The organism is Leptobacterium flavescens, assembly GCF_010671605.1.
Lineage (GTDB): Bacteria > Bacteroidota > Bacteroidia > Flavobacteriales > Flavobacteriaceae > Leptobacterium > Leptobacterium flavescens.
Genome location: NZ_JAABOO010000001.1, coordinates 1,100,203 through 1,124,887 on the forward strand (window position 1 = coordinate 1,100,203; position 24,685 = coordinate 1,124,887).

At 39.2% G+C, this 24,685-nt stretch carries 24 protein-coding genes and 1 tRNA gene; 10 read left to right on the forward strand and 15 right to left on the reverse strand.

Annotated features, from left to right (window positions below; all coding sequences use genetic code 11):
• Positions 1–318 precede the first annotated feature (318 nt).
• From GWK08_RS04840 to GWK08_RS04850, 3 genes are read left to right on the forward strand one after another with little or no spacing between them, the layout of a single operon-like run.
• A complete protein-coding gene (locus GWK08_RS04840; protein ID WP_163605766.1) occupies positions 319–1,743 on the forward strand; it encodes an amidohydrolase family protein in 1,425 nt (474 codons plus the stop codon).
• 45 nt (positions 1,744–1,788) lie between these two features.
• Positions 1,789–2,289 (forward strand): RNA polymerase sigma factor, encoded by a 501-nt coding sequence (locus GWK08_RS04845; RefSeq protein ID WP_163605767.1) that lies wholly within the window; start codon positions 1,789–1,791, stop codon positions 2,287–2,289.
• A complete protein-coding gene (locus GWK08_RS04850; protein ID WP_163605768.1) occupies positions 2,276–2,827 on the forward strand; it encodes a hypothetical protein in 552 nt (183 codons plus the stop codon). The genes GWK08_RS04845 and GWK08_RS04850 overlap by 14 nt, the downstream gene beginning before the upstream one ends.
• Positions 2,828–3,245: 418 nt before the next feature.
• Here the strand turns inward: GWK08_RS04850 and GWK08_RS04855 are convergent.
• A tRNA-Leu gene (locus GWK08_RS04855) sits at positions 3,246–3,327 on the reverse strand.
• A 106-nt stretch (positions 3,328–3,433) separates the two neighbouring features.
• On the opposite strand from GWK08_RS04855, the gene GWK08_RS04860 reads away from it, so the two are divergent.
• From GWK08_RS04860 to GWK08_RS04875, 4 genes are all read left to right on the forward strand, one after another.
• A complete protein-coding gene (locus GWK08_RS04860) occupies positions 3,434–4,822 on the forward strand; it encodes a dipeptidase (protein ID WP_163605769.1) in 1,389 nt (462 codons plus the stop codon).
• Between the two features lie 135 nt (positions 4,823–4,957).
• Positions 4,958–5,329: a BlaI/MecI/CopY family transcriptional regulator gene (locus tag GWK08_RS04865; RefSeq protein ID WP_163605770.1), complete on the forward strand. Its 372-nt coding sequence runs from the start codon at positions 4,958–4,960 to the stop codon at positions 5,327–5,329.
• Between the two features lie 29 nt (positions 5,330–5,358).
• Complete coding sequence (locus GWK08_RS19195) at positions 5,359–7,443, forward strand: M56 family metallopeptidase (RefSeq protein WP_204335997.1); 2,085 nt, start codon at positions 5,359–5,361, stop codon at positions 7,441–7,443.
• 174 nt (positions 7,444–7,617) lie between these two features.
• Complete coding sequence (locus tag GWK08_RS04875) at positions 7,618–8,718, forward strand: DUF4407 domain-containing protein (protein ID WP_163605771.1); 1,101 nt, start codon at positions 7,618–7,620, stop codon at positions 8,716–8,718.
• 89 nt (positions 8,719–8,807) lie between these two features.
• Here GWK08_RS04875 and GWK08_RS04880 read toward each other — a convergent pair whose 3' ends face one another.
• The 4 genes from GWK08_RS04880 to GWK08_RS04895 form a co-directional block, all read right to left on the reverse strand.
• A complete protein-coding gene (locus GWK08_RS04880; protein WP_163605772.1) occupies positions 8,808–9,029 on the reverse strand; it encodes a hypothetical protein in 222 nt (73 codons plus the stop codon).
• Between the two features lie 97 nt (positions 9,030–9,126).
• A complete protein-coding gene (locus tag GWK08_RS04885; RefSeq protein ID WP_163605773.1) occupies positions 9,127–9,927 on the reverse strand; it encodes a glycosyltransferase in 801 nt (266 codons plus the stop codon).
• A 206-nt stretch (positions 9,928–10,133) separates the two neighbouring features.
• Entirely contained in the window at positions 10,134–11,288 is a 1,155-nt protein-coding gene (locus GWK08_RS04890; RefSeq protein ID WP_163605774.1) for a response regulator, read from the reverse strand.
• A gap of 81 nt (positions 11,289–11,369) precedes the next feature.
• Positions 11,370–12,101 carry a glycosyltransferase gene (locus GWK08_RS04895; protein WP_163605775.1) on the reverse strand — a complete coding sequence of 244 codons (732 nt, stop codon included), beginning with the start codon at positions 12,099–12,101 and terminating at the stop codon, positions 11,370–11,372.
• Between the two features lie 892 nt (positions 12,102–12,993).
• On the opposite strand from GWK08_RS04895, the gene GWK08_RS04900 reads away from it, so the two are divergent.
• Entirely contained in the window at positions 12,994–13,512 is a 519-nt protein-coding gene (locus GWK08_RS04900) for a WG repeat-containing protein (protein ID WP_163605776.1), read from the forward strand.
• A 105-nt stretch (positions 13,513–13,617) separates the two neighbouring features.
• Positions 13,618–15,171, forward strand: a complete 1,554-nt coding sequence (locus tag GWK08_RS04905) for a M20/M25/M40 family metallo-hydrolase (protein ID WP_163605777.1) — start codon at positions 13,618–13,620, stop codon at positions 15,169–15,171.
• Positions 15,172–15,191: 20 nt separating this feature from the next.
• Here GWK08_RS04905 and GWK08_RS04910 read toward each other — a convergent pair whose 3' ends face one another.
• From GWK08_RS04910 to GWK08_RS04940, 7 genes are read right to left on the reverse strand one after another with little or no spacing between them, the layout of a single operon-like run.
• The gene (locus GWK08_RS04910; RefSeq protein ID WP_163605778.1) at positions 15,192–15,905 is read right to left on the reverse strand and encodes a LytR/AlgR family response regulator transcription factor; all 714 of its coding nucleotides are present in this window, start codon (positions 15,903–15,905) and stop codon (positions 15,192–15,194) included.
• 12 nt (positions 15,906–15,917) lie between these two features.
• The gene (locus GWK08_RS04915; protein WP_163605779.1) at positions 15,918–16,241 is read right to left on the reverse strand and encodes an Hpt domain-containing protein; all 324 of its coding nucleotides are present in this window, start codon (positions 16,239–16,241) and stop codon (positions 15,918–15,920) included.
• Between the two features lie 11 nt (positions 16,242–16,252).
• Entirely contained in the window at positions 16,253–17,311 is a 1,059-nt protein-coding gene (locus GWK08_RS04920) for a sensor histidine kinase (RefSeq protein WP_163605780.1), read from the reverse strand.
• Entirely contained in the window at positions 17,311–18,444 is a 1,134-nt protein-coding gene (locus tag GWK08_RS04925; protein ID WP_163605781.1) for an FIST signal transduction protein, read from the reverse strand. Before GWK08_RS04925 ends, GWK08_RS04920 begins: the two co-directional genes overlap by 1 nt.
• Positions 18,441–20,042 (reverse strand): PAS domain S-box protein, encoded by a 1,602-nt coding sequence (locus GWK08_RS04930; protein ID WP_163605782.1) that lies wholly within the window; start codon positions 20,040–20,042, stop codon positions 18,441–18,443. The genes GWK08_RS04925 and GWK08_RS04930 overlap by 4 nt, the downstream gene beginning before the upstream one ends.
• Positions 20,035–20,577 (reverse strand): heme NO-binding domain-containing protein, encoded by a 543-nt coding sequence (locus GWK08_RS04935; RefSeq protein WP_163605783.1) that lies wholly within the window; start codon positions 20,575–20,577, stop codon positions 20,035–20,037. Before GWK08_RS04935 ends, GWK08_RS04930 begins: the two co-directional genes overlap by 8 nt.
• A complete protein-coding gene (locus GWK08_RS04940; RefSeq protein WP_163605784.1) occupies positions 20,574–20,981 on the reverse strand; it encodes a response regulator in 408 nt (135 codons plus the stop codon). The genes GWK08_RS04935 and GWK08_RS04940 overlap by 4 nt, the downstream gene beginning before the upstream one ends.
• 270 nt (positions 20,982–21,251) lie before the next feature.
• Here GWK08_RS04940 and GWK08_RS04945 point away from each other — a divergent pair, with 270 nt between their 5' ends.
• A complete protein-coding gene (locus GWK08_RS04945) occupies positions 21,252–21,881 on the forward strand; it encodes a hypothetical protein (RefSeq protein ID WP_163605785.1) in 630 nt (209 codons plus the stop codon).
• Positions 21,882–21,886: 5 nt separating this feature from the next.
• On the opposite strand, the gene GWK08_RS04950 is transcribed toward GWK08_RS04945, so the two are convergent.
• From GWK08_RS04950 to GWK08_RS04960, 3 genes are read right to left on the reverse strand one after another with little or no spacing between them, the layout of a single operon-like run.
• Positions 21,887–23,653, reverse strand: coding sequence for a MutS-related protein (locus GWK08_RS04950; RefSeq protein WP_163605786.1), 1,767 nt, complete (start codon positions 23,651–23,653; stop codon positions 21,887–21,889).
• 38 nt (positions 23,654–23,691) lie between these two features.
• The gene (locus tag GWK08_RS04955; protein ID WP_163605787.1) at positions 23,692–24,060 is read right to left on the reverse strand and encodes an MmcQ/YjbR family DNA-binding protein; all 369 of its coding nucleotides are present in this window, start codon (positions 24,058–24,060) and stop codon (positions 23,692–23,694) included.
• Positions 24,057–24,680 (reverse strand): DUF4230 domain-containing protein, encoded by a 624-nt coding sequence (locus tag GWK08_RS04960; protein ID WP_163605788.1) that lies wholly within the window; start codon positions 24,678–24,680, stop codon positions 24,057–24,059. Before GWK08_RS04960 ends, GWK08_RS04955 begins: the two co-directional genes overlap by 4 nt.
• Between the last annotated feature and the right edge of the window lie 5 nt (positions 24,681–24,685).

Consider the following 24,685-nt stretch of genomic DNA (forward strand, 5'->3'; position numbering starts at 1 on the left):
TGAACGCAAAAAGTAACTAAAAACCGATAGCACGGATATCTCCACGCTAGCGCAATCCCGATAGCTATCGGGATGTAACTTGCAAGGGGTATAACAAAAACAAAACCACTTCTCATTTTTTGAGAGGTGGTTTTTTATGAAATATTATTTACTATCTAACCTACTTAATTATTCTATTCTTTTAACAGCTACTGTTTTCATTTCCAGATATTTTGAATCACAAGTTTTGTTTGCTTTTACATTTTTTAAAAAAAATGTGTAAGAATTTTTAAAAACAATAATCATACTGTGTAAAAGTAAAATATCAAAATTTAAAATATGAAGACACTAAAAAAAATAGCAATTGTATTTTTATTTCTAAATGCAATAGTGGTAAAGTCACAAGATATGATCATTACCAATGCAAGAATAGTTAATATAGAAAAAGGAATAGTTGAATCTCCTCAAAATATATACATTAAAAATGGTGAAATTCAGAAATTAACTAAAACTGATGACTCCAATAAAATTAAATCAAATGGAAAGGTCATAGATGCCAAGGGGTCCTATGTCCTGCCTGGTTTTGTTGAATCTCATGCCCATGTAGCTATGGGACCGGTTAATCTGGAATTTGACGAGAATAAAAAACCAGCCTTAGTTATGGAACCCTCAGTTGAACTGACTGAAAAGACACTCAAGCTGTTATTGGCGAATGGTGTTACAACTACCCGAGACCCTGGCGGACTTACTGAAAAAACGGTCAAAGCAAAAAGAGATATAAAGTCAGGAAAGCTTCTCGGCCCGGAACTTTTAGTAGCAGGAAGTATTATAGATACGTTGAATTTTAAGAATCTTACAGTAAAAGTAAAAACAACCGACGACATCATTACTGAGATTAATTCTCAAAAAGAAAATGGTGTCGATTTTATAAAACTATATTCAAGTTTGTCTCCCGAATTATTGAAAGCAGGGATTGAACATAGCAGGAAACTAGGTCTAAAAAGTATTGCCCATTTACATTCCACATCATGGACTGAAGCAGCCGATCTGAAAGTAGATAATATAGTTCACATTATGCCGGGAAATGAAAACTTATTGCCAAAAGATAAACGCAAAGAGTATCTCAAATATGCAAATTTAGGAGTTATGGCTCATATCAAATGGTTTGAATATGTTGATTTGGATGGAAAAGAAATTAGAGAGGCAATTAAGGCTTTAAAAGAGAATAATGTTTCTGTAGATCCTACACTTGTTGTATTTCATGCTGCTTTTTTTGGAGATTCCGGAGAATACCAAAGCCAGGAAGAACTAAAATACCTTCCGGGTTCCATTGTGAAAAACTGGAAAACTACTTTTAATTTTAACCTCGGTTGGAGAGAAGACGATTTTCAAATAGCTCACAAAGTATGGGGGAAAGTAGAAAAATTTATAAGAATGTTACATGAAAATGGTATTATGTTAACCGCTGGAACAGATGCAAATAATCCGTTTATAGTTCCGGGTTATAGTTTTCATCAAGAATTAGAATTATTAAAATCATGTGGTTTATCTAACCGGGAAATACTGGAAATCGCTATTACCAATGGCGCCAAATTATTAGGCCTGGAAAAACGTGTAGGCAAAATAAAAGAAGGGTACGAAGCCGATTTGATACTGCTTAAAAAGAATCCTTTGATCGATATTAAAAACACAAGTTCTGTTCTTCAGATAATTGTAAATGGGGAGCAATACTCAAAAGAAGATATACTTAATACTATCAAATAAATTAAAAAGTTTACAAGATTGACCCTTTAGTTTTCCAACTATTTAATGAGAGATAATAAAGATTTTAATAAAGAAATAAGTGAATACCTGCCATTCATTAGAAAGATTTGTTTTGGATTTGCAGATAATGAAGATGAACTTAATGATTTTACTCAGGAAGTGCTCATCCAGATTTGGCGGAAAATAGACACTTTCAAAGGAGAAGCAAAGTTCTCGACCTGGATATATAGAGTAACTGTTAATGTTTGCTTGTATGAGGTCAGTAAAAAGAAGAAAAATGAAAAGATAAAAACAGACCTGATGAGGACGGCTAAAGGCAGCCACAGTTCTCCCAAAGAAGAATCCAGTGAAAATCAGATTAACCTCCTGTATAAAGCAATTAAGCAACTCTCTCAACTGGACAGAGCAATAATTATGCTCTATTTAGAAAAGAAAACGCATAATGAAATAGCCGAAATAATTGGTTTATCACAATCAAACGTAGGAGTAAGAATAAATAGAATTAAGAAAAAATTAAAACAACTAATGTCAAATGAAAGAAATTGAAGAAATATGGGATGACAGCCATAAAAATCCGCTTTTTAATGGAGATTCTATTGAATTACCCAGCCATATTACAAGTTCAGAATTAGATAAGTTAGGTAATGTATTAAAAATAGAAATTGTTATTGGGTTTATATTAACTGTAGGTTTCTTTATTTTTAGAAATCGTATGAGTGAGTTGGCCTTTACCCTGTCAATTGCTATTGCTGTATGCGGCCTAATTTTTAGTTGCTATGGGTTATATCTAAGCAGAAAAGTTAAAGTAGAAGATAATAGCCTTTTATTTTTAAAGAATACATTAAACGTATTAAAGCACTTTATCGTAAAATATTTGGTTCTAATACAAATCATTCTAATTTGCTTTTATTTTATTTCAGGATTTAGCTATCCTGATAGAACTTTTATAGATTGGGCTACATCCGAATTAGGAATTAAGACAAGCATACTGATTTTTACAGTTGATGTTATTTGCTTGTCATATGGTTATCTTTTTTATGTGAAAAAATATTTAAGATTAAAGAAAGCCCTAAAAGGTTTTTAAAGCTGATATCAATTTTGAAAATGTTTTTATTTAGAATGGGGATATTTTTATAGCACTAGTTATAAACTAGCGCTATTATGTAAAAAGAAGTATGTGTATCTTTAAGATGTATAGCTCTAGTCACATCCCGATAGCTATCGGGATAGAGCCAGCTTAAGCCAGGTGGTGCCTAGGCGCAGGGTTGAGCCCGCAGACCAACTAAGCTCAACGTACCTATCTCACGGTTATAAAATAAAAAAACCCTTCATTTCTGAAGAGCTTTTTTGTGCGGGCAGGACGGAACGTTAAGAAAATACCCGATTGGTATTTTTAGTGAACGAGCCAGGTGGCGCCTAGCGAGCCCGCAGGCTATCTGATAGCTTGGTTCTTAAAATCTCTTTTAAAACAAGAAAAGCTCCCCGTTTCCGGAGAGCTTTTGTGCGGGCGAAAGGACTCGAACCTTCACACCTTGCGGCACTAGATCCTAAGTCTAGCGTGTCTACCAATTTCACCACGCCCGCATGAATCTTGTTTTGTGGGTGCAAATATAAACAATACTTTCAAATTTCAAATTACTCTTTTAAAAAAAGTTCTTTTTTGTAATTTTATATATTCAAAATAAAATTCATGGAAAATATATCCTCCTACGTTCGGGAACACAAAGAACGTTTTATCAATGAGCTCATCGACCTTTTAAAAATCCCTTCAGTAAGTGCCGATCCCGCCTTTTCACAGGATGTTATCAATACCGCAGAAGCTGTAAAATCAGCTCTCGAAAAAGCAGGTTGCGACCTGGTTGAAGTTTGCGAGACTCCGGGCTATCCGATTGTTTACGCCGAAAAAATTATCGATAAAAATTTACCCACCGTCCTGGTTTACGGTCATTATGACGTACAGCCACCCGATCCGCTGGATCTTTGGGAAAGCGGTCCTTTCGAGCCTATCATCAAAAAAACAGATCTTCATCCCGACGGTGCCATATTTGCCCGCGGGGCCTGCGACGATAAAGGACAGTTCTATATGCACGTAAAGGCAATGGAATTTATGACCTCAACAGATCAGTTACCCTGTAACATAAAATTTATGATAGAAGGTGAAGAAGAAGTCGGTTCTGAAAGCCTCGGCTGGTTTGTAGAACGCAACCAGGAAAAACTGGCTAACGATGTGATCCTTATCTCAGATACGGGAATGATCAGCAATGAACAACCTTCTATCACTACCGGCCTCAGAGGGTTGAGTTATGTGGAAGTGGAAGTTACAGGACCCAACCGCGATCTGCATTCCGGCCTGTACGGAGGAGCAGTAGCCAATCCTATCAATATCCTTTCTAAAATGATCGCCTCTCTTCACGACGAGAACAATCATATTACCATTCCCGGTTTTTATGATAATGTGGAAGAGCTATCACAGGAGGAAAGAGCAGAAATGGCCAAAGCACCTTTCTCTCTCGAGGCCTATAAAAATGCACTGGATATTGAGGATGTATACGGAGAAAAAGGATATTCTACCAATGAGCGGAATTCCATCCGCCCTACCCTGGACGTCAACGGTATCTGGGGAGGTTATATAGGCGAAGGTGCTAAAACGGTTATTGCCAGTAAGGCTTACGCCAAGATCTCTATGCGCCTGGTTCCCGATCAGAACTGGAAACGCATTACGGAACTGTTTACAGAGCATTTTAAAAATATAGCTCCTGCCGGTGTCACAGTAAAAGTTACACCTCATCACGGTGGGCAAGCTTATGTAACCCCGATAGATAGTATCGGTTATAAAGCAGCCGCCAAAGCCTATGCGGATACCTTTGGAAAAACTCCTATCCCGCAACGAAGTGGAGGAAGTATTCCTATTGTAGCTCTTTTTGAAAAAGAGCTTAAAAGCAAGACCATCCTTATGGGATTCGGACTCGACAGTGATGCCATCCACTCGCCAAATGAGCATTTCGGGATCTGGAACTACCTTAAAGGAATTGAGACTATCCCGCTCTTTTTCAAGTATTTCACGGAGCTGAAATCCTAAAAATATCATAATATATAGCTGAAAACACCCATTTTTACTGGGTGTTTTTCTTTTTTATAAAAATAATGCTCTACAAATGTCGAGCATATTAAATTTTATTCTACATTTGTAGAGTAAATTATAATTTCACAAAAAATGCAACTATCCAAAACCGAGGAACAATTAATGAGATACATATGGAAGCTGGAAAAAGCTTTTATGAAAGACCTGTTAGAGGAATATCCCGATCCCAAACCCGCTACCACTACCGTGGCTACCCTTCTGAAAAGAATGAGCGCCAAAGGTTTTGTAGCTTATAAGGAGTTTGGAAAATCCAGGCAGTATTTTGCCCTGATCAAAAAATCGGATTATTTCTCCAATCACTTAAACGGGCTTATCAAGAACTTTTTCAATAATTCCGCTTCTCAGTTTGCTTCTTTCTTTACTTCGGAAACCGATTTAAGTGCTTCGGAACTGGAAGAACTCAGAAAGATCGTTGATCAGGAAATCAAAAAGAAGAAAAAATGATAAGCTATCTTATAAAATCGATTTTATGCATGACAGTATTGCTTGCTGTCTACCATCTCTTCCTGGAGCGGGAGAAGATGCATGTATTTAACCGATTCTATCTTTTATTGAGCCTGGTTTTCTCATTTACCGTTCCTCAATTGATCATTGAGGTTGCTCCTAAACCAACTGCTGCCGAAGATGTTGTTCCTTTGCAGGATACCACAATTTCGGGTGGAGTTGAGGTTACCGAAAACGTCGCTTTGACCGCTTCAGATATCATTGCCGATAATGCAATGGCTATCCTTATAAGCATATACGCTATAGGCTTTTTACTCTTCCTTTATCGTCTTGTAAAAAACCTGTATGAGATCTATAAAAAGGCGGTTGAAAATGAAAAAGTGAGATCTCAAAACGCATTTTTTGTTTTACTCAGGGAGAAAATACTCCCTCATAGCTTTCTTCATTACATCTTTATTAACCGGGCGGATTTTGCCCATAAGAAGATCGAGGAGGAACTGTACACACACGAGCTTACCCACGTTAAACAGAAGCATTCCCTGGATATTCTTTTTATAGAATTCCTGAAGGTGATCTTCTGGTTTAACCCGATAATATACCTTTTCAAGAAAGCTATTCAACTCAATCATGAGTTTTTGGCCGATGAATCGGTTGTCAGTGCGCACAAGAATGTTTCTGCCTATCAGCATTTACTGCTGGATAAAGCAGAGTGGAAAAATAAGGTTTACCTGGCCAGTAACCTTAATTATTTAGTAACAAAAAAACGATTAAAAATGATGACAAAGCGTACCCCTGCACTGGTGGGAGCGATCAAGAAAATTTCGCTGATCCCCCTCCTGGCAATACTGGTCTATTCGTTTAGTACCAAGGTAGAGGCCCAGGTAGAAGTCACGGACAAGCAGGATCCGAAAGCGGAACAAACTGCAAAAACCGATGAAGCTTTTACGATTGCCGAAGATCTGGACATAGAAATAAAAGCAGATCTGAGGATAACTCTGAATCAAAAACCGGTAGAGAAAGATCTCTTCCGTCAGGAACTCAAAAAGATCAATAGTCACCTGAGTCAGGAAGAGAAAAAGAAACTCATCCATGCGAAGATCAAACTGGAAGGTGATGTAAAAATGGGAGTTATAACCGATGTTACGGATGCCATAACACAAGATGGAGCCAAAAAGATCAGTTATTATATCAAAACAGATAAAGGTCTAAGCCTTGCAAAGCAACTGCTTGGCAGCGATATTAACCCTCCGCAGGAAGTAGCTACGGAAAAAATGATCAAAGAGTATAACGATTACGTGCGAAAGCTCAATGCACAACCTGAAAACAAGAGGATTATTAAATTAAAAGATCTGACACGTATCAAATATATCTATAATCTGATGACACCGGCACAACGTGAGAAGGCAGAGAAATTCCCAAAGCTCCCTCCTCCTCCACCGCCGCCGCCGGCACCAAAAGCCAAGAAAGTTCCGGAGCCTCCAAAAGTAATCAAGATAAAAGAGGTAAAGCCACCTTCAAAACCTGAAGAGCCCAAACTTATCATAAAGGAAAAACCAAGGGTCATTGAGGTTCAGAAAGACGGTAAAAAACCTGTAGTCGTATATGAAATAATTGATAAAAAAAATGCTGAGGAAGCGATTAAAGTAGAGTTGGTAAAAATAGGTGAAAAACAGAGAAAGGAATATATGGAAAGGTCCCGGGCCTACACCCGGAAGATCAAGGAATACCTGGCTAAAGGCGATAAGAAAACACATGATGAGTTGGTTAAAGATTATCACGAAGTGAAAGAGATCTATAACGCTTTTGATGAAAGAGTCAGGAAAAGCTTTGGATTGCGTCCGCCTCCACCACCTCCACCGGTCAAACCTAAACAAATGGCCGAACTGGATCAGGAGCTAAAAAGAGCTGTTGAGGTTTACTTGGATAATATGAACGTTTACTTTAAAAAACTGAAAAAGCTCAAGAGTTCAACAAAACTATCAGAATCCGATAGTAAGGAATTATTGAGAGAGTATTCAAAACTGAGCAAAATATATCATGCATTGGATGCTAAGAAAATAAAACAAATAAACCTTCAGCTTCCTCCACCACCACTGGAGCAAGAGCTTAATTAGAAGTTTGAGGGACCAATAAGGGTAAATTTAAATCAGGATACCGGGCTTTTCAAGGCAATCTGACTAATCATCAGCACTTTGGGAAGCCCGGTTTATATATTAATCCCTCTGGCAGATACAACATTTTATAAAGAATTGCCGTTATCATTATTCGTCAATCAAAACAAGGTAGATATGCTTAAACAATTTTTTATAACCTGCTCCGGTGCCGACACAGATATTCTGGAGAGCTGCTCTAAGGGAGAGCAGAACAAATATGCAGGTATTGGGGCCACGGTGTTCTTTACCGCAGTAATGGCATTTATTGCCTCCTCCTATGCACTTTATACGGTTTTTGATAATATATTCACTTCAATATTTTTCGGATTTATTTGGGGGCTGCTCATCTTTAACCTGGACAGGTTTATAGTGTCTACCATAAAAAAGAGGGATTCTTTTAGCCATGAATTATTACAGGCTACCCCACGGATCATCCTTGCAATTATCATAGCAATTGTGATCTCCAAGCCGTTGGAGCTTAAAATATTTCAGAAAGAGATAGACCAGGTGCTTCTCGAGGAAAAAAATCAGATGACCTTGGATAATAAGGAACAGATAGCCCTGCAATACACTCCGGTGATAGAAAAGCTGAACAATGAAATTACCGGGTTAAAAAGAGAGGTAAGCGATAAGGAAGCAGAGGTAAACGATTTATACGACACCTATATTTCGGAGGCAGAAGGTACCGCGGGAACGTTCAAACTCGGGAAAGGGCCTGTATATAAAGAAAAACGTGAAAAACATGACGCCTCCCTTCAGGAATTGCAACAACTGCGGGAAGCCAATGCTCAAAAGATACAGGACAGGGAAACACAAATAGCTACGCTCTCTTCCGAATATTCGGAAAAAGTAAATAATACACAGCCGGTCATTGACGGCTTCGATGGTTTAATGGCACGGATCAATGCTTTAGGAAAATTACCCTGGTTACCGTCCTTTTTTATTTTCCTCTTGTTCCTCGCCATTGAAACATCGCCTATTATAGCCAAATTATTATCTCCCAGAGGAGAGTACGACCATAAGCTGGAGGATCAGGAGAGTGCTGTAAAAACGTGGGTTGCACAAAAAGAAGATCAGCGCAAGCAGGTACTGGCGACCGATGTTGTTATTAACGACAAGGTATATCAGGACATCTCAGAAGAAGAAGAGCTTTATACTTACAAGCGTGAAAAAGCAAGGTCTATGATGCAATTACAGGCCGATGCCTTTTACGAACATCAAAAACGAAATCTTTAAAACAAGCACCCGAAGGGGGGCTTTCGGGTGTTTTTATTTGCTATACATCAATTTACAAAGGTTGGGGGTTATGCATGTCTTTCGCGAATTCAGGCTTCTTTATTCATATGCCTGATCATTCGCTGCTGGGCGGCCTTTTGCGCTGCAGACAGGTTTCCTTTCAGGTCCCTGTCTTTCTTCGCTTCATAAATAACTTCTTTATTCTTATAAACGCCCCACCAATATTTTGATTCCTCGGTTAGCTTTACTTTCAGGCAATAGCCTTCTTCAGTAACAATTTCTCTCTTGTATTTATTTCCGGTCCATTTCATATGGGTGAGCTGTTAATAATAAAGATATTTCAATCGCCTAATTCTTTCTTCTTATTTTCGATAGATTGAGGGAATCTATAGACTAGCGGAGCGATTTTTATGTTATGATGTAGCTAACCGCAATATTTTCCAGTTCATAAGCCTGTTTAGGTCCCTGAAACTTATTGATCAGATGGTAATTAAATCCGATATTCAATAATCTGTACGGGAGCTGAAGGGCGTCTTTCATTCCGAGTTTGGGATCATCTGCATGCACCCATCTTTCCAAAGGCTGTTCTTTTATTTTTTCCATTACATAATGCCTTCCGAAGTATTCTTTCAGGCGGATAAAGATCTCTACATCAAAAAGCCATCTGCACAAAAAGGGATTACTAAAAACAACCGGCACAATATTCCTTCTGAATACTTTAGCTCCGCACTGGGCATCCTCTATGGGCAACCTGAGGGTAAAATATACCAGGAACTTAATGATGATCGAAAAGAACTTTCTTATAAAGTTGCTCTCTCTATTCCCTTCTCCATATCCTCTGGAGCCGAAAACCATGGAAAGTTTGCCGGTTTTATCAAGCATACTGACCAATTGATCAAAATCATTAAAATCGGTGGAGAGATCGGCATTCAGATAACCTATATAATCAACATCTGTCTGCTCGTATAGATATTTGGCTCCTACAGAAACGGCTGTGGCCTTTCCTCTGTTCTCTTTCAGATCGATAACGCTTACTCTTTGAGGAGCAGCTTTTTTTATTTGTTTCAGAACTTCTGAGGTCTTATCGGAGCTTCCGTCATTGACCAGGCACAAGTGATAGTTATCATTCGTTCTTATAAATCTTATATAGGTTTCTATCTGTAGTTTGTTTTCTTCATTGTAACAAGGGGTAATTATTCCGGCTTTCATAGGCTATAGTGTGTTTTGGGTTACCCTAAAATTAACCTGCCAGCTCAGTGAAACCAGATGGTTTTCGGCGATGAGTTTTTTTATGTAGACGAATGGTAGTAAATACGGGTTAAACGATAATCGGGGAGATCTAACAAAAAACCGCCCTGCAATTAAACAGGACGGCCTTGACCTAAACTAACTCGAATATAAATGAAGAATATTCTCTAATTGTTATACCTGAATGCTATCTGGGTCAGTTGCCCAAGGATATTTACAGAGTCTCTCATGGAGAGTTTGGATCTGTCGGCATTGCTCCACCGCTTAAGGGGTTGTTCACATATCATGGCTTTCGCCTTAGCTCTTCCGTAGTGGTTTTTCATCCTCATAAAGATCTCCACATCCAGGAGCCATTTGGTGATAAACTTGTCACGGAACATTTTATCTACAATTTCCTTATCCATGATCTTTGCTCCGCACTGAGTGTCTTTAAAAGGTATTCTCAGGGTCTTCTGAACGATCAGGTTAATGGCCTTGCCAATGATCTGCCTGGCCGACTTCCTGGTAATACTAGTTCCCATCCTGCTTATACGTGAGCCGCTGACAATCTTGAAATCGGTAGATTCAATGGTTTTTACCAGGTCTTCAAAGTCAGCAAAATCGGTAAAAAGACCGGCATCCAGGAAACCTATATAATCCAGTTGGGGATTATTGTTTAGAAGATGAAGTACTCCCTGCCGGACTGCTTCGGCTTTTCCCCCGTTCTTTTCGTAATTATATACGCTGATATTATTTCCCCTGCTCTTTTTAAGTGTTTCCAGCACTTCAAGGGTGTTATCGGTACTTCCGTCATTCACAAAACAGAGGTGATATTCCAGGTTACTATGTACAAGATCAATAAAATCCTGGCTTAAAAGCCTTTTTTCCTCATTATAACAGGGAATAACGACCCCTACGCAGGCCTTTTGTAGGATTCCGGCCTTATCGTTCTTCTTTATAACCGGCTTAGAATCTTCGTTACCATCTCCTATTAAACGCTTTACGCGTGTGTAGATCTCATCCAGGCTAACCGGTTTTTCCATATAATCTTCAATACCGATATCAAAACTGTTTGCAATGATATCTTTATCGGTATTTCCGGAAAGTATCATAACAGGGGTGCTTGAATTTTTAATAGTACGTATGTATTTCACTACCTCGGTCCCGGGCATATCCGGCATATTAATATCTACAATAACCAGGTCGGGTTCATAGGAATTAAAGAGTTCTATGCCCTCTTTGGCATTATTGGCGGATTTAACATCATATCCTAATTCCGTAAGCCTGAATTCAAGGGACATTAAGATAAGTTCCTGATCATCGATGGCTAAGATTTTTTTCATGGCTGTTTCTTACAAAAGTTAAAGGTTGTTTTAGTTAAGCAGGGGGGCACTAACGATCGTAAGGTCAAAATGGCAATGAATTCAAAACTTTGAATGGTATCCGAAATATATTTTAAATACATCCCGGGGTACCAGTATAAAATCTATAAGGTTTAATCGAGGCTCCTTAAATCCTTTTCTGTGCTTTAATTCGTATTCCAGTATTCTTCTTACCGGCCTGTAGCCCAGTTGATAATTGTTAATAAAGCGAACAAATATTTCAACATTGAACAACCATTTACTCACAAATTCCTTGTGAAACACAACGGGAATGGCATCTCTTCTGAAAATTTTGGCTTTACATCTGGCCTCCTGGAAGGGTAGCCTGAAAGTAAATCTGATTATTCTTTTTCCTATTTGTGAGACAAAGTCCCTGAAAAAACCTCTTTCAGAGTTCCTTTCCCTCGATCCGAATATAATACTGTAGGAAGTATTACATTCCAGTAATTGATTCATTTCTTTATACTCATCAAAACTTACAGATAGATCCGCATCCAGAAACCCTATTTGCTCAAAGGAAGGTACTGAATAAAGAAATTGTATTCCTTCTAAAATTGCACTTGATTTTCCTCTCTTTTCTGGAAAATTCAAAATACTGATCTCATTGGAACACTCCTCTTTTAATTGTTTTAATAAATCTAATGTATTATCCTTACTACCATCATTAACAAAACAGAAATGATAGTCCTTGTGAGAATTAATAAATTCTTTGAAAGAAGCTTTGGAAAGCCTGGAGCTCTCGTTATAGCATGGTACTACAATACCGTAATTCATACCAGATAAGTTTTGGGTTAACTTAGTAATTGTCAGGGGCTTTCTACTAAAATAATTGGAGGGGGGATTGAAGACAAACTTACTAAAAAAAATTGATCTGGCGATATTTATTCCGACGATGCGTAAAAAAAATAAGATAAATCGATTAATTCTTACCTTGCTAATTGGAAGGATTTTTCATAGTACTGCTGTTTTTTCACGCTCTATTATACTAAGAAACCGGTTTTCTGCAAACATTAAAAAAGTACGGCAACAAATAATCTGACCTGGCTAATTCACTAATTAACACTATGGTTTTCTCTTAACAGTACATCCTTGTATAAGGTGGTTTTAAAATAAATGCGAAATCACAAGAAAGTAGCTGTATAAAGTTATTTGGTCAGACACATGCTGCCGTACATCCATCAATTAAACCCAATTAAGCATGAAAGTTCCTGTATGTTTGTTATTACGGTCGTCTGTTAGTATGTATTTATAGATCTTCGGGATCAAATTCCCGACATTAAAAGCTATGATTCTTCCATTATTCCCGGGTTGTAATGTGCCGGTATTCCTTTTGAAGTATACGACCCAAGAGATTGATATTCCTGAGTCGTCGGGGGTATACTCCAAAAAATTGTAGTTAGGGGGGTATAGTAGTTTTTTAATCATAAGTACATCAATTTCATACTCCAAAATTAGACTAGATATCCCCACTTTTTATCGAATATCGTTGAATCGGGCTTAAGTGTAGTTTAGTTGTAAAACAACAGGGTTTAACGGTATTTATCTTTCTTAAGCCCGGAAAGGCACGTTAAAAGGGTTTTAACAAAGCGTTGAATTCAATATATTTACCGGAATTTCATAGGGTTTTCCAAGAAAAAGCCCGTTTTAAACTTCTATTAAAAAAACCATGAAAAAAATTCTGTGGATCAGTATCATCCTCTTTATTTCCTGTGCGAAAGACAAAAAAGAAGATCAGTTTCTTATTAAATTTTATGAAGGAGGCTTTAATGTTAAGGGCGCTCAAAGCGGCTATGTTAATATTAAAGGGGATACTATTATCCCTGCCGGTAAATACGAATGTTATACGGATACTTTAAGAACACACGCCATCGTGAAGGAAAAAAGCGGGAGGATTATCGGGATCGATAAGAAGGAAAACACACTTTTTGAAGTATATGGTCAGAACGGCCAGCCCGATAGCCCGAGAGATGGTCTCTTCCGGATTATAAAGGATGGGAAAATAGGTTATGCAAACGATGAGGGAAACATTGTAATAGCTCCTCTGTACAAATGTGCTTTTCCCTTTTTTAATGGCCAGGCGAGGGTAGCAATATATTGTCAGATCAAAGATAATGAGGGGAGGCAGATGATGTCTACCGATCAGTGGATCTTTATTGACACCAAAGGAAAGCTGGTCGAAAAATGAATTACGAAAAGTTAAACTTTTGTAATACCCGAACATTTAGGATACTTTTATTGAATAACATATTCAATTATAGAATTATAACTAGCTAAAATTAAATCCCACAAAATGAAATTTCTAAATCGATTCTTTTTAATTGCCCTTTTGGTATCCTCTGCTACGATGGTAGCTCAGGATAAAGACCAGGTAATAGAGGGTATTATCAATGAGGCTAACAAAAATTCGCAGCTGGAGAAACTGGCTCACGAATTACTGGATGTTATCGGTCCCAGACTGGTAGGGACCCCTCAAATGAAACAAGCTCATGACTGGGCTGTAAAATCTTATGAAAACTGGGGTATCAGTGCCCGAAACGAACAATGGGGAGAGTGGAAAGGATGGCAGCGAGGAATTACTCACGTAGACCTTGTACATCCGCGTGTAGTAACTCTGGAAGCTATGCAGCTTGCCTGGAATCCGGGTACGGGAAAGAAAGGAGTGGAAGCAGGTATCATAGCCATTCCCGATGTTGCCAATGAAGCCGAATTCAAGCAATGGCTTCCCAATGTTAAAGGCAAATTTGTACTGGTATCCATGAAGCAACCCACCGGGCGCCCGGATTACAACTGGGAGGAATTCGCTACCGAAGAGTCATTTGAAAAAATGAAAAAAGAGAGAACGGAGCAAACCAGAGCCTGGAGAGAAAAGATCAGGAAGACCGGTTATAACGGGCGTACGATCATTGCAGCTCTTGAAGAAGCCGGAGCGGCAGGTATCCTTCAGTCCAACTGGTCCAGAGGTTTCGGTGTAAATAAGATCTTCAGTGCACGTACCAAAAAGATTCCGACTGTAGACGTTTCACTGGAAGATTACGGAATGCTTTACAGAATGGTAGAGTACGGAGATGAACCAAGGATCAAAGTAGTTGCTGAGTCCAAGGACCTGGGTAAAGTTCCAACTTTTAATACGATAGCAGAGATCAAGGGTACCGAAAAGCCGGATGAATACGTGATCCTGTCTGCACACTTCGACTCCTGGGACGGAGGTACAGGAGCTACCGATAACGGTACCGGAACTATCATGATGATGGAAGTAATGAGGATCCTTAAAAAAATATATCCCAATCCTAAAAGGACGATCCTTGTGGGACATTGGGGAAGTGAAGAGCAGGGATTAAACGGATCCAGGGCCTTTGTGGAGGATCATCCGGAGATCGTAAAAAATGTCCAGGCACTCTTTAACCAGGATAACGGAACCGGAAGAGTAGTAAATCTTTCGGGACAAGGTTTCCTTCATGCTTATGACTATCTCGGCAGATGGCTGGAAAAAGTTCCATCGGAGATCACTCAGCATATAGAGACTAATTTCCCTGGGGTTCCCGGAGGCGGAGGTTCTGATTATGCTTCCTTTGTAGCTGCCGGTGCACCTGCTTTCTCTTTAAGTTCTCTCAATTGGTCTTACTGGAACTATACCTGGCATACAAACAGGGATACTTATGACAAGATCGTTTTTGACGATGTGAGAAATAATGTGATCCTTGCAGCTATCCTTACTTATATGGCCAGTGAAGATCCTGAAAGGACTTCTCGTGAAAAAAGTGTACTACCTAACAATCCGAGAACCGGAAAACAAAGACAATGGCCTACACAGAGAAAGCCAAACCGTAAAGGAGGATTGGATTAATTAAGGCAATCAAGATCCTATTATAAAAGATTAAGCCGTTTCATCAGCTCAGGCCTGTTGGAGCGGCTTACTGGTACTACATCCTTGGCAATTAAGACACTGTTGTCTTCAATATCGATTATTCTTCTCATATTAATGATGTAAGACCTGTGTATTTTCAGGAAAAGGTCTTTGGGAAGTTTTTCCTCGATCTTCTTCATGGTCGAATGAACAATATGGTTCTTTCCTTCGGTTTTGATCCTGATATAATCTCCCTTGGCCTGGATCAGGTAGATATCCGGGATATTTATTTTAATAAGCCTTCTGTCTATATTGACATAAAGATGGTTTTCGGGTTCGTCTACAGTGGCAGCAGTTGCATTCGGTTCTTTATTTTCTCCTGCCAGCGTAACCTTTGCTTTCTGAATTGCTTTGGCAAAGCGCTCTTCCGAAAAGGGTTTTACCAGATAATCCACTATGCATTCGTATTCAAATGCCTCAATCGCAAAATTCTTATCGGAAGTGGTAAGGACCATTTTTGGCGGGTCCTTAAGTGTCTGAATAAAATCGAAACCGGTAAAATCGGGCATGTGAATATCCAGAAAAATAAGATCGACATTGTTCTGGTTAAGGAACTTGATGGCCTCAATCGCATTCGGGAATTCTTCAACAATATTCAGTCCTTCCGTGTTGGCACACAGTTGTCTGATTATTGTTCTTGCCATTGATTCATCGTCAATAATAATACAATCCATAAGCATAGTTTTTTACTGTCTCGCTATGAAATCATCCATGACTTCCAGCAAGGTCTTAAATTCTTCGTGTAAATTGTTAGGGGGGATGTTGTTTTTAAGGTTATGTTCAAACTCATTAGCCATCGCATAACCTTTTGTAAGCCCTAAAATACTAATTTTATGTTTAAGTTTATGCACATTTTGAGCAGCTTTAACAAATTCCCCTTTATCGTAGTTTTCCAGGTAGATTTTTATCTCTTCGGGAAGCTCTTCCTTGATCACCTGAATGAGTTTTTGTTTAAACATACTATCGTTTCCGGCCAGGTCGTCTATATATAAAAGATTGGGTTGCTCCATAATTTTCGGGTTTATTTTTTGATGGTAAAGTAAAAAGTGGCCCCGTTCCCGATTTCCGAATTGAGCCAGATATCTCCTTTGTAAAAATTCACTATTTTCTTAACGATTGCCAGCCCCATTCCTATGGTTTTACTGTCTTCTTCCAGCTTCTGGAATATTTTGAATATCTTCTCATGGTATTTCTTTTCGATTCCCTTTCCATTGTCTTTAACACTAAATTGCCAGTAGGTATCTTCTTCTTTCGATGCTATTTCTACCAGGCCTTTCTTCTTATCTATATGGTGAATGGCATTCTGCAACAGATTCTGGAACAATTGCCTTAACCTGTATTTATCTCCTTCAATTACCGGGAGTTTATTTTTTATGATCACATGGGTATTATCGGGGATATAGGAGGTACCGATAATCTCATTTACCAGGTGGTTACAATCTACCTTGTAGCTTTGCTGTTCGGATTTATCGATCGTAGAATAGCTGAGGATCCCGTTGATCAACGCATCCATTTTCTCGACGCTGTCCAGGATCATATCCAGGGTTTTTATACCGTTCTTATTGAGGCTCCTCTTATGATCTTCCTTTAACCAGTTTGTCAGGGTGTTGATATTTCTCAAAGGCGATTTTAAGTCATGAGAAACCACATAAGCATACTCGTTCAGCTCTTCATTTCTCTTCTCCAGATTGAGCAGTAATTGTTCCCTCTGCGAACTTATATTCATGATCTCCCGCGTCTGCTCTTCAATAAGATTGGCCAGGCGCAAGCCTTCCAATTCCAGGCTATCAGGGCCATCCATATCTGTTTCACCGGCGGGAACATACTTCTTTAAGGACGAGATCACATTGTCCAGGTTTTCGATGATCGTTCTTTGCTGCTTTGCTTCTTCTCTCAGTTTTGTGTTTGCATCATAAAGTTCTTCTGAACTAAGGGCCACAGCCCTTTTGATCATTTTTAACTGCTCTTCGTAATTTACATAGGACTTGTCTACCGCCTCCAGGAAACTCTTAAGTTCCGGATCTTCAATGGCATCCTGTTCGAGAAATTTTCTGATCTGTCTTTTGAGTAACGAATGCATTATTCACTGATTAAGGTTAGCGTCATTGTCTGGTTGTGGAGTTTACAGTCTTTTTTACCTGTAAATGGAGCCATTTCTCCATAGGAATAAAATCCGCTGATCACCGATTGATCACCTATAACTTCTATTACTTCCTCTATTTCTTCCTCCACTCTCTGATCCATGATCAGTTTCCTTCCGATACAGCTTACAACAAGGGCAAGCTGCGGTTTATTCTTTCTGCCTTTCATAGCCTCCTCTGCCGCTTTCGAAGCTCCGTCTGCAATATTATCTACTGTTGCCATCATAAGTTGTACCCTGGAATTCTCCGGAATATCGCCGGCAAGTACCATGGCATTCTTTTCCTCATTAATATTTAAGATGGTCCTGACCAGGGGCTTTTCCCTTTCTTCCGATTTAACACTTAAAGGATATAGCAAAGCTGCCTGTGGCAAATCGCATGCTTTATCACCCAGGTATTTTTTATACAGATCCAGGGCCGGGGTCTCATCCAGTTCGTACAGGATATTACTTCTGGATTTGGTAACGATCCGCTCGGGACCAAAAGGGGTCCATCCTCCGTAATTCGAAAAAGAGATCTCCAGGCTTTCCCCGTAAAAGCCAATAGCTATAATTTCTCCTTCCTTCGGGTTTTCATTATAGGAGGCCAGGGTCTTTTCAAAACGGGCGTCATCTCCGCACAAACCACCTGTAACTGCCATTTTATATGCCGGATCGGATTCTAATCCTTCAATCAGCCCGCTGCCGTTTACAAAACTGCCTTCAGAGATAATAAACACATGGCGGAGCTTTTCGAGAGGGAATTGCTCCATTAAGGAGCGGCCCACTTCCCTGGAATCCTTTTCATGATCCAGGACATTAGATCTTTTTATTTCAAAGTGGCTTCTTTCAAACTCTATCGCCGTCAGTGTGAGCGTGTCTTTATAAACACTGGAAGAAAGGATCTCTCCCGATGTAGATCCGAATATAACATGCCCGTCCGGGAACATAGATCTGATCTCATCGTATATCCCTTTATCCTCAAGGGCATATCTGTTACCGAAAACAAGTACCAGAGGTTCCTTTAAAGTTTCCTCCGAGCCGGTAAACTCCCAGTTCTTATCGTTCTTTTTAATTGCCTGAATCGTTTTCATACCATCTCCTTTTTAAGTTTGATAAAGAAGGTCGTTCCTTTATTTTCTTCACTTTCCAACCAGATACGTCCCTGATAAACATCGATTATTTTTTTTACGATCGACAGTCCGATACCGCTCGATTTGTTATAGGATCCAAAAGATTGAAAGATCTTAAACACCTTGTTGTGATATTCCTTCGGAATACCTACTCCATTGTCCCTGATCGAAAAAAGCCAATGATTCTTTTCGTTTTCACAGGCTACTTCAACCAGTCCTTTTTTACTTTCTATATAGTTTACCCCGTTGGAAATAATATTCTGGAAAAGCTGATACATTCTGGTCCTGTCTGCCCTTAGCTGGGGCATTTCTCCAACGATCTTCACTTCCACATGCTCCGGGATATATATGGTATCAATAATGTCTTCGAGGATCTCGTGTACATCTACGTTCTCCTTATGCATATCTTCAGCATTAATACTGGAGTATTTAAGGATCCCGTCTATCAGGTGGTCCATATTCTCAATTTTATCTTCCAGCATCTGAACGTACTCCAGGCCTTTATTGTCAAAAGCTTCTCCGTAATCTTCCTTTAACCAGCTTATCAGGGCTTCGATACTTCTTAAAGGCGATTTCAGGTCATGAGAAACTATATGGGCATAGTTCTTCAACTCTTCATTACTTCTTTCCAGGTTGAGCAGTAATTGTTCTTTCTGCTTTTCGTTAGCGATCTGTTGAGTAATATCTTCAATCATTGCCACCTGGTACTCTACAGTTCCTCTGCTGTTCTTTAAAACACTTACCGTTGTCTTGGCATCAAAAACAGAGTTGTCTTTCCGGAGGTATCGCTTCTTAATGGCAAAACCTTCAACTTTGCCTGCATCTACACTGTTCATATTGTTTCGGGTTTCTTCCGAATCCAGATGAAAGGTGAGCTCTTTTACTTTTTTCCCTTTTAGCTCATTTCCGGAGTATCCTAAAAACCGCTGAAATGTCTTATTGGATTTGATAATCGTGCCGTTGGAGGTAAGTACGATCCCCAGCGGGGAATTCTCCACTATAATATCCAGTTGTCTTTTTTGCCGTTCAAAAATTTCCCGATCCTGGGTTTCACGGGTAATATCACGTACAATTCCCTGGGCAGCTATAGCTTTCCCATACTTGTTATAGATAATACTCGAATTAACATGAACGAGCTTTACCTCTTTTTCTTTAGTAATGACTCTCGCCTGGTAATCGGTAAAACTCCCTTTTTTATATAATTGCTGAAAAGCTTTGGCTGTATATTCCAGGTCTTTTTTATGTACCAGATTCAGCAGATTAAATTCCTCTTTATCTATATCATAGCCTAAAAGGTCTTTGGCTGCTTCATTCATCTTCAGGACATTTCCCCAAAGATCCATCATCACATAAGCATCTACTATATTCTCAAAAACTCCCTTAAGTTCGGAAGTTTTTTCGCTTAATATCTCTTCAAGTTGCGAGTTGGTCGCTTTAAGCTGGTTCGCAAGTTCGTATAATTCTACAGACTTATTTTCCAGGATCTTTTCTGCCTGTTTTCGCGCAGCTTTTTCCCTTTCCAGGGCTCTTTCGAGTATTTTAATTTTGTCTTCACTCATTAATAACCGCCGTAAACCTTACCAGGGTTCCGTTTTCCTTTATTTTTTCAATTTCTATTTGTGGATTGCGATGGTAATGCTCAAAAGTTTTTTCCATTAACGCCTGGGCAAAACGATACATTCCCCTCTCCGATGAATACAGCATAACGATCTTTTCATCAGTTTTTTCCAGTACTTCAAACGAGGGGAGTTCTGCTCCGGGATAGATCTTCCGCACATGTACATGTATATGATCTTCCACAGAGGCCAGTAAAGAGATCGGATCTTTGTAATAATTAAAAATATCAGGATGATGTTTTGTCAGTACATAAAAAAAATAGTTCCCGTATTCATAAATAAGATCGTTGACAGGAATTTCTACTTCTTTGCTTAAGTTACCCAGCAGGCTTAGCATTTCGGAAAAATCATATATCCCGACAGCCGTATAGACGCCTCCGGATTCAAGCTCAGAATTTTCAATAATATGATCTGCTATTTCCAACCCGAACCTGGATTCAACCATTTCCAGAAACTCTGTAAAAACTATCCCTTTCATATTCCTGATAATTCGTTATTGTTCCAATATTCCAGTACTGAAGTGATCTTACTTACATAATCCTCATATTTAAGCGGCTTGATCACATAGCCTGCAATGCCTATCTTAAAGCATTCCAGAATATCCGCTCTGTTATTGGAAGTAGTAAGTATTATTGTTGGGATGAATTTTAAAACCTCATCGTTTTTAAGGATCCGCAGAAACTCGATCCCGTTCATCTTTGGCATGTTCAGGTCCAGGAGAATGATATCCGGAAGCTTATCCTTTTTCTCCAGGAGCTCCAGGGCTTCTTCCCCGTTTCTGGCTTCCACGATCTTGTGCCTGAAATCCAAGCCGGAAATTACCCGGTTAAATTTCATCACTTCAATCATGTCATCTTCTATAAGTAGAATTTGCAGACTCATGGCGAGGTTGTTAAAACTATATATTGTTGCGTAAATTGGATACAATAAATTTCCGCCTTTAGGGCTGGTTCTCCCTTCTCATTTCGATTAAATTAACACTTAGTGTAGACGAATGGTAGTTTACTGTAGACGAGTGGTTATAAGAATGTGTATTTGCCGTAATTCCCTTATGGCGGTCAGGGTTTCCAAAATGGTAAAAACTCAAAAAAAGAGACAGATATTCATTATTTTTGATAGTGCGGAATTGCCGCACTCAAATAAATTGCTAAAATGAAACAAAGAATTCTTTTTTATCTGATATTTATCTTCTGTTTTTCTGCTTCCTGCCAGAACCAGGTAGCGGTAGATGATATAGACAACTCACCTGTCTTTAACAAAAAAGACAAAGCCTTCGAAAACGTCTTTAAGATCCTTGACGGAACCTGGAAAGGGAAGTTCCTGATCTACCAGGACCTTAAACAATTACCGAAAGATCAGGTATCTATGAAAGATATCTCCCTTAAAAGTCTGGAAAAAGACGGTTTAAAACTGGTTAACAGCATAGATGTTACCCAGGTATACACTTCCGACAGTCCTTTTTTTCAACGGGTCACGATCACAGATTTTTATCCCGATACTCAAAAAGAAGTAGTGAGTAAGGGGGTAAACAAAATACAGGACGGGAAGGTTTGGTGCGTGGTCAGGAAACCCGATGAGACTGTTATTCACGACGGGAAGATCGAAGGCGGGGATACTATTATCTGGAGCAGGGATGAACAATCTCCACAACGGGTAGAGTACTTTAAGGAAACCGTCTCCGAGAATTTTTACGAGATCATCGGATGGGGATATTATGAAGGCGATGACACCTCCCTCTCTCCTAAACTATGGTTTTACGCAAAGTACGAACGCCAGAAATAGATCGCTTATACAATTCCCATTTTCTCCAGAAGGAAGGAAGCATTCATATTCTGACAGATCCCTTCTTTAAACTTATAATCGAATGACAATTCATCATTCTGAATATAGGCGTCAAAATAATAATTCTCCACCCCTGTATAAGCTTCCGCAACCTTGCAGAGGCTCAGGTCATGGGTAGCAATAATACCTGTAGAATTGGATTCGGTGAGTTTTTCCAGGAATCTTCGGGAACCGGTAGCTTTATCCTTACTGTTGGTCCCTTTAAGGATCTCATCCAGGACTATAAAATAAGTTTCCTTTTGGATCTTTTCCACAATAAACTTCAACCGTTTAAGCTCGGAGAAAAAATACGATTCGTCATCAGAAAGGGAATCAGAAGTCCGCATACTGGTAATAAGTTTGGTAGGTGCATATTCACTCACCTCTGCACAGACAGGTAAACCCGTGTTGGCCATAATATGATGTAGGGACACGGTTCTTAGAAAAGTACTTTTCCCGGCCATATTTGCTCCGGTGATCACAAAGAATTGCCCGGTTTCCATTTCAAAATTATTCCTTACCAGTTTTTCTTCATCTACCAGCGGATGCCCCAGTCTTTTTATTTGCGTGTTCCCATTCGTATTAAGCTTTGGGTACGTATAGTCCGGATGATTAAAAGCAAAATTTGCCAGAGAGATCTGTGCATCAAAAAATGCAATGACCTCAAACCATTTCTCCACGCGATCCTTGTAATTTACAATCCATTTTTCCATACGCCTTACCTGGAAAATATCCCATAAAAAGAAGCCGTTGGCCGGAATGATAAAAAAGATATTGTTACGCTGATCGAAAGCATCCAGGGCTTTGGAAAAGTCCCTGACTATCTCAGAAGCCTTTTTACTGTCTGAGTGGATCTCGTTATATTTTTCTTTTAACAGATCGGATGTAAAGGAGGTTTTTTCTATTTGCATCAAAAGACGGTGATACTGCTGAAAAGTATCCTGAACTTTAGAGGTCTGCTGAGAGAGATGGCTTATCTTTTTGAGATACCTTCCTACTACAAAAACACCGGCAACCAGCCAGAATATCACTACTCCTTCCGGCACCAGACTCAGAGCAGCAAGGCTAATAATCCCTGCCGAAATTATTGAGAAGATCACAGCAAAAGTCTTCATATACCCGGGAATAATAGGGGTATATTCTTTAAGCCACTTCAGGATAACAGGAACGGGAGTTTCCGTTCTAGCCAGCGCTGCGGTAGCTCTGAACTCCTGCCCCCATTCGGGCATTTGCTCTAACTCCTTTATGGCTTCCTGTTTTTTATCAATATCTTTTATTTCATTGGACGCCAGCAGGCGGGCCAATTCCTCTTTCCCAGAATTAGTAACCGTCCTGTTCAGGTACTGAAAGAATGATCCCGGGCCAAAAAGATCAACGTCGTTACTGTAAGCGTGAACAGGATCTGAAAACTCTTCTCCGTCCTCTATAAAACCGAAATTATCTTTTTTAATTTTCAATTCCCTCTTATTCAGGGAAACCAATTCCTTTAATTTATTTTTTTCGTACTGAATATCGGTATATTTCGAAACCAGGAACAGAAAAAGTCCAATCCCCGCAACACCAATGATAAGTGGGAGTTTTGCCTGGTCAAAACTGAAATAAACCCCTGCGATCGTAGCGACAAAAACGAGTATCCTGAGTACGCTCAGACCCGCAAGGCGTTTTTTGGTTTTTGTAAGTTTCTCTTTATATAATTCTTTCTGTGCAGTGTAAAATTCAAATGGCCTCTTCATCTATTCTTCTTATTCTTTTGGCAAATTAATGGTATAATTCACATTCTCTCAAACTCTTCTCTTATTTTTTTGGGAAGTCCCTTTACTACCAGCTCATAAGAATGGTCTATAAGTTCCCTGATGAATGCCGGTCGTAATTCTCCGCTACCGACATCTACGGTATTCCAGTGCTTTCCATGCATATGATAACCCGAATAAATACCTTCGTATTGTTCTCTGAGTTCCAGTGAACGTTCCGGATTACATTTCAGGTTGATAGAATGATCTCCCTGTTCCCATTTTTTAAGGGATGTAAGTGCAAACATCTTACCCATTACCTTAAACACCAATACTTCTTCATTAAACGGAAACTCTTCGGTAACCGCTTTCTTGGCAATACAGTAATCCCGAAATTCCTCAATATTCATTCTTCGATCCTTTTAATTTTTTTATCCTCAATTTTCAAAGCGGAATAATCCAGTTTCCATCCTATGGTCTCTACAATATTTTCTATAAGCAGAACCGCATCCAAAGCCTCTTTTCTGGCTGCTTCCATCAGGCCGCTTTCGGGGATCTTCTCTAGAATATGTTCCTTGGCTTCCCTGTTTAATTCGGAAAGATCCCGGGAGTCAAATTTATTAAAAAGTCCGTTCTTAATATCGTAGTATTTCAGATCGGGTTCTATGGATAGAACTTCCGGTTGAGGAAAAGAACTAAGGAAGATCCTTTTCTGTTCCTTATCGGCTTTCATTTTCACCTTAGACAGGTCGAAACCTATATGCGCTTTTGCATTGATGATGATCAGAGCTTTCTTTTTACTGCTGATGAGTTTTAAAAAACGTTCCTTACTATTCTCATAGTGATAGATCTCGGCAAAATCGCCTTCTATACTTATCAGCTTACAAACACTCCTTATCTTGTCCAACAGTATTACCGATTGTTTTTCGGTAAGTTCCCTGTTTCTCTTTTTCTTAAAATATATAAACAGCCCGTACATGGCCAGTGCCCCTACCAATAATCCCAAAAGAAGTCCGAAGAAGTTCTCCATTGCGA